Below are 5368 nucleotides of genomic sequence, written 5' to 3' on the forward strand. Positions count from 1 at the left end.
GCCGAGCGGCTGGGGCGCGAGCGCCGGCACGCTCCGGCCGAGTGGGCCGGCGACCGCCAGGGCCGCGACGATGGCGAAGAGCCCGGCGAAGCGGCCGTACTGCACCATCAGCACCGCGCAGGGCAGCACCGGGAGCAGGCGCAGCACGCCGCCGCCCGCGACGACCAGCAGCGCAAAGGGGGCGAGCAGGCCGAGGATCGCCAGCGCCTCGCCGGGGCCCGGACCGAGCGGCTGCCATTCGGCGATGTATTGCACCGCGTCGTTGTGGCCGAAGAAATCCACCGACAGCAGCAGGACGCGATAGCCGTAGGGCGTGAGGCCGGTGACGGCGAGCGCGGCGGCGCCGAAGGCGGCCCAGCGCAGCGCGATCCGCAGCCGGTCGGCGGGACGGGCGGCCAGCAGCGCCTCGAGCCCGAAGGCGCCGGCGATCACCAGCGCGATCGGGAAGCTCGCATGCAGGTTCGCCCAGAGCGCCATGACGGCGAGCAGCCACCAGGGCGGCGGGGCGCCGCGATCCGCCGCTTCCGACAGCGCCGCGGTCCAGATCACGAGCAGCGGGTAGAAGAAGGCGTGCGGGCGGGCGAGCGCCTGGCTGGAGACGAGCAGGAAGGCGAGCAAGGCGAGGACCAGCGCGGCGGTGACGCGCAGCCGCCGCAGCAGGACCGCGAGCAGCAGCGCGATGGCGCAGGCGAAGGTCGCGGCGGTCAGCAGCACCACGCCGCGCCAGCCGCCCACACCGTAGGCCAGGGCGAGCAGCACCTGTCCGAGCCACTCCTTCGCGATCCAGGGCTGGCCCGCGAAGCTGTGCGACCAGGTGTCGCTGGTCGGCAGCGTCCAGGTCGCGATGATCCGCTGGCCGGCGAGGATGTGCCAGTAGGTGTCGGGGTCGCCGAGCAGCCGGTCGCCGACTGCGAGCAGGAACAGCGTGGTGCCGAGGAAGCAGGCCGCGACCAGCCAGGGTTCGCCGCGCGGCGCCGTCATGCGGACCGCGGGGCGAAGAGGATGAGGGCGGCGCCGCCCAGGCAGAGCGCGGCGCCGATCAGGTCGAAGCGGTCGGGGCGCGCGCCTTCGATGGCCCACATCCAGGCGAGCGAGGCGGCGATGTAGATGCCGCCATAGGCGGCGAAGGCGCGGCCGGCGAAGGCCGCGTCCGCGCGCGTCAGCAGCCAGGCGAAGAGGGCGAGGCAGGCGAGGCCCGGAATGAGCCACCAGGCCGGCTTGCCGAGGCGCGTGACGGACCAGACGGCGAAGCAGCCGGCGATCTCGGCCAGCGCGGCGAGGGTAAAGATGGCGAGGGACATGTCGGGACGGTCACGTCCGGCGAGGATGGGGCACGCGTCGCCGCGCATCCGACGGCTGGTCCATGGAACAGCGAATTACCCCCACCCCGACCCTCCCCCGCTTCGCGGGAGAGGGAGACGAGGTGCGCGGGCGAATGCGCCGCGCTGCGCCATCACTCGATCTCCTCGAGCAGCGCGCAGAGTGTCGCGCAGCGGGGCGCGAGGTCGCGCCAGAGGATGTGCTCGTGCGGCGCATGCGCGCCCGCGCCGGTGCAGCCGAGGCCGTCCAGCGTGGGCACGCCCAGCGCGGCGGTGAAGTTGCCGTCGGAGCCGCCGCCGCGATGCTGCGTCGGCAGCTCGTAGCCATGCTTCGCCGCCAGCGCGCGGGCCTGACCGTAGAGGGCGCGGATCGCGTCCGTCTCGGCGAAGGGCGGGCGGTTCATGCCGCCGGTGACCGTCACCCGGATGCCGTCTCGCGCGTAGCCGAGGCCGAGGATCGCGGCCTCCATCCTCTCGCCGAGCTCGATGGTCGGGACGCGCAGGTCCACCTCGGCATGGGCCTCGGGCGGGATCACGTTGGGGCGCGTGCCGCCGCGGATCGGCGCGACGTTGGTGGTGATGCCGGCGGCGAGGTCGGTCATGGCGTGGATCTTCAGGATCACCTCGGCGAGCGCCACGACGGCGCTGCGGCCGTCGGACCAGTTGCCACCGGCATGGGCCGAGACGCCCTCGACATGGATGTCGAAGCGCCCCACGCCCTTGCGCGCGGTGACGCAGGCGCCGCCCGCCCCGGCGGGCTCGGGGATCAGCACGGCGCGGGCGCCGCGGGCGGCGTCCTCGATCGGGCCACGGCTGGTCGGGCTGCCGACCTCCTCGTCCGGCGTCAGCAGCAGGACGATGGGGCGCTTCGTGGGCACGCGCTGGCGCAGGATCTCGCGCACCGAATGGAAGGCGAAGAAGCTCCCTGCCTTCATGTCGTAGATGCCCGGGCCGTGGGCGCGGTCGCCCTCGACGCGGAAGGGCATCGGCCCCGCCAGCGTCCCGTGGTCCCACACGGTGTCGAGATGGCCGGCGACGACGATCGGCGCGAGATCCCGGCCCGCGGGGCCGGGCGTGCGGCAGAGCAGCGTGTCGCCGTAGCCGTCGCGGCCGGGGATGCGGCGCAGCTCGCCGCCGGCATGGGCGAGGTCGGCGGCGCAGCGGTCCATCAGGCGGTTGACGGCGGCGGCGTCGGTGGTCGGCGTCTCGGCCTCCACCCAGGTGCGGAGCTCGTCGAGCAGGCGGTCGGAGGGGCCGAGATCGGTCGCTGGCATGCCCGCTTCTCGCGCGGGCGCCGAAGCCTGTAAATGCCGGGCCTTGCCCGGCCCGGGCCCCGACGGTAACGGGAAATGGTGCGCCGCAGCGGAGCCGGGGGAACGATGAGCGAAGGCTGCTTCTTCGAGGACCTGGCGATCGGCCAGACCGCCCGCTTCGGCAAGACGATCACCGAGTCCGACATCGTGCTCTTCGCGGCGGTGACCGGCGACACCAATCCGATGCACCTGAACGAGGAGTACGCGCGCGAAGGCTTCTTCGGCGAGCGCATCGCGCATGGCATGCTCGCGGCCGGGCTCATCACGAAGGTGATGGGCACGCAGCTGCCCGGGCCTGGAACGATCTACCTCTCGCAGTCGTTACGCTTCCGCCGCCCGGTGAAGATCGGTGACACGGTGACGGCCACGGTGGAGATCACGGCGCTGAACGCGGAGAAGGGCCGGGTGACGTTGCGGACGGTGTGCACGGTGCGCGGCGAGCCGGTGCTGGAAGGGGAAGCGCTCGTCGCGGTGCCGATGCGCGCCCAGGACAGCGCGGCCAGGGAAGCCGCGGAATGACCCGCCGTATCCGGCGCATCTGCGTCTTCTGCGGCTCCACCGCGGGGAACAGCCCGGTCTTCGCCGAGGCCGCGGTCGCGCTCGGGCGCGAGGTGGCGCGGCGCGGCATCGGACTGGTCTATGGCGGCGGCGCGGTCGGGCTGATGGGCATTGCCGCCGACGCCGCGCTGCAGGCAGGCGCCGAGGTGATCGGCGTCATCCCCTATGGCCTGCTCAAGCGCGAGGTCGGCCACGGCGGCGGCGTCGAGATGCACATCGTGGACACGATGCACGAGCGGAAGGCGAAGATGGCGGAGCTGTCGGACGGCTTCGTCGTGCTGCCCGGCGGCTACGGCACGCTCGAGGAGGCGGTGGAAGCGCTGACCTGGGCGCAGCTCGGCATCCAGGAGAAGGGCGTGGTGTTCCTCGACGTGGACGGCTTCTGGCGTCCGTTCATGGCGACGCTCGACCACATGGCGGGCACCGGCTTCATCCGCCCGCAGCACCGGCCGCTCGCGATGCTGGCGGAGACGCCGGGCGAGGCGATCGACGCGCTGGCCGGCTACCGCGCGCCCGAGGGCACGCAAATCTGGCTGCGCCCGGAGCAGATGTGATCCCTTCCGTCGTCGAGGACTGGCGGGCCGTCCCGCCGGCGTTGCGCGGCGCCACGGTCGCGCTCGGCAATTTCGACGGCGTGCATCTCGGCCATCAGGCGGTGATCCGCGCGGCGCACGGCGCGCGGCCGGACCTGCCGCTCGCGGCGCTGACGTTCGAGCCGCATCCGCGCGAGCATTTCCGTCCCGAGGACCCGCCCTTCCGCCTGACGCTGCTGCCGGCCAAGGCGGAGGCGATGGGCGCGCTCGGCGTCGGCATCGTCCACGCGCTGCGCTTCGACGCGGCGCTGGCCGCCATGCCGGCCGAGGCCTTCGTCGAGGAGGTGCTGCACAAGGGGATCGGCGCGAAGCACCTGGCCTGCGGGCCGGACTTCGCCTTCGGGCACCGCCGCGGCGGCGACGCCGCCTTCCTGGCGCGCGAGGCGGAGCGGCGGGGCATCGGGCTGACGATCGTCCCGCCCGTCACCGACGAGGCCGGGCCGGTTTCCTCCACCCGCATCCGCCGCCTGTTGCAGGACGGCTATCCGGACCGCGCGGCGCGCGAACTCGGCCGCGACCATGAGGTCCGCGGCACGGTGTTCCGGGGCGACCGGCTGGGGCGCGAGCTCGGCTGGCCGACGGCCAACATCCTGCTCGGGCGGCAGATCGAGCCGGCACGCGGCGTCTATGCGGTGACGGTCGCGCTGGCGGATGGAGGCGTCGTTCAGGGTGTCGCCAATGTCGGGCGCCGGCCGACGCTCGGCGGCGATCCGGTGACGCGGCTCGAGGTGCACCTGTTCGACTGGTCGGGCGACCTCTACGGGCAGGAGATCCGCGTGCGGCTGCACGCCTTCCTGCGTCCCGACGCGACCTTCGCGAACCTCGATGAGCTCAAGGCCGCGATCGCGGCGGATGCGGAGCAGGCGCGGCGCTTGCTGGAAGCCTGAGGCGGCCCTGCGTCGCCTGAGGCGGCGCTACTTCAACGGGCCCTGCTGCACGGTATGCGTCAGCTCATGCGCGAGCAGGCGGTTGCCGGCGTCGTCCCTGGAGCCGGGGCCGAAGAAGACGCTGTCGCCGGTGACGAAGGCGCGGGCCGAGGTGGCGCCCTGGGGCCCTGCATCGGCCTGCGTGCGGACGCCGCTGAAATCGGCGCCGAAGGCCTGCTCCAGGCGGGTCTCGATCACCTTCCGCTGCATCGAGTTGGAGGGAGGATTCATCAGCGTAACGCCGTTCTGGGCCATGATTCCTCGCGATCAGCGGGTCATTCAGCAATCCTGTTTCGTTCGGACCCGAAACGCAACAGCAAAGGTGACGCCAATGCACCTCCGGCGCGCGGCTTCGTCGTGCCGAGGGCGCGACTGCCGAGAGCACGCCTCCAGCGTGACGCACGTGCCGCGGGGCAGGCGCCGGCGACAGGTCGGAACCTCACCAGGCGGGTATCAGACGAAGCCGAGCGCCGCGTAGAGCCGTGCCGCGGGCGGCCAGGCCTGCATGACCTCGGCACGCCAGTGCAGCCCGGCCCAGACCGCGATGCCGAGCAGCACGAAGGACAACAGCCAGGCGGCCGCGAGGCCGCGGGAGCGTGGCACCGCGGCGGCCGCCAGCGGTTCGGCCGGGGACGGATGGGACGGGCCGTGCGTCGGCG

General features: G+C 73.2%; 8 protein-coding genes. 3 read left to right on the forward strand and 5 right to left on the reverse strand.

Annotation, left to right across the window (positions count from 1 at the left end):
* The 3 genes from L2I40_RS18475 to L2I40_RS18485 form a co-directional block, all read right to left on the reverse strand.
* The coding region (locus tag L2I40_RS18475) for a hypothetical protein (protein WP_456305751.1) at positions 1 to 981 on the reverse strand (981 nt) is incomplete at its 3' end.
* Entirely contained in the window at positions 978 to 1301 is a 324-nt protein-coding gene (locus L2I40_RS18480; RefSeq protein ID WP_237216657.1) for a YnfA family protein, read from the reverse strand. The genes L2I40_RS18480 and L2I40_RS18475, both read right to left, overlap by 4 nt.
* A 152-nt stretch (positions 1302 to 1453) precedes the next feature.
* The gene (locus L2I40_RS18485; protein WP_237216658.1) at positions 1454 to 2593 is read right to left on the reverse strand and encodes a M20 family metallopeptidase; all 1140 of its coding nucleotides are present in this window, start codon (positions 2591 to 2593) and stop codon (positions 1454 to 1456) included.
* A 105-nt stretch (positions 2594 to 2698) separates the two neighbouring features.
* Here L2I40_RS18485 and L2I40_RS18490 point away from each other — a divergent pair, with 105 nt between their 5' ends.
* The 3 genes from L2I40_RS18490 to L2I40_RS18500 are packed head-to-tail and all read left to right on the forward strand — an operon-like array spanning position 2699 to position 4670.
* Positions 2699 to 3151: a MaoC family dehydratase gene (locus tag L2I40_RS18490; protein WP_237216659.1), complete on the forward strand. Its 453-nt coding sequence runs from the start codon at positions 2699 to 2701 to the stop codon at positions 3149 to 3151.
* Positions 3148 to 3744, forward strand: a complete 597-nt coding sequence (locus tag L2I40_RS18495; protein WP_237216660.1) for an LOG family protein — start codon at positions 3148 to 3150, stop codon at positions 3742 to 3744. The genes L2I40_RS18490 and L2I40_RS18495 overlap by 4 nt, the downstream gene beginning before the upstream one ends.
* A complete protein-coding gene (locus L2I40_RS18500) occupies positions 3744 to 4670 on the forward strand; it encodes a bifunctional riboflavin kinase/FAD synthetase (protein WP_237216662.1) in 927 nt (308 codons plus the stop codon). The genes L2I40_RS18495 and L2I40_RS18500 overlap by 1 nt, the downstream gene beginning before the upstream one ends.
* Positions 4671 to 4697: 27 nt before the next feature.
* Here the strand turns inward: L2I40_RS18500 and L2I40_RS18505 are convergent, their stop codons facing one another.
* Both L2I40_RS18505 and L2I40_RS18510 read right to left on the reverse strand, forming a co-directional pair.
* Entirely contained in the window at positions 4698 to 4964 is a 267-nt protein-coding gene (locus L2I40_RS18505; RefSeq protein WP_237216661.1) for an eCIS core domain-containing protein, read from the reverse strand.
* Positions 4965 to 5162: 198 nt separating this feature from the next.
* The coding region (locus tag L2I40_RS18510; protein WP_372491080.1) for a hypothetical protein at positions 5163 to 5368 on the reverse strand (206 nt) is incomplete at its 5' end.

Source organism: Falsiroseomonas oryziterrae, assembly GCF_021864505.1.
Taxonomy (GTDB): domain Bacteria; phylum Pseudomonadota; class Alphaproteobacteria; order Acetobacterales; family Acetobacteraceae; genus Falsiroseomonas; species Falsiroseomonas oryziterrae.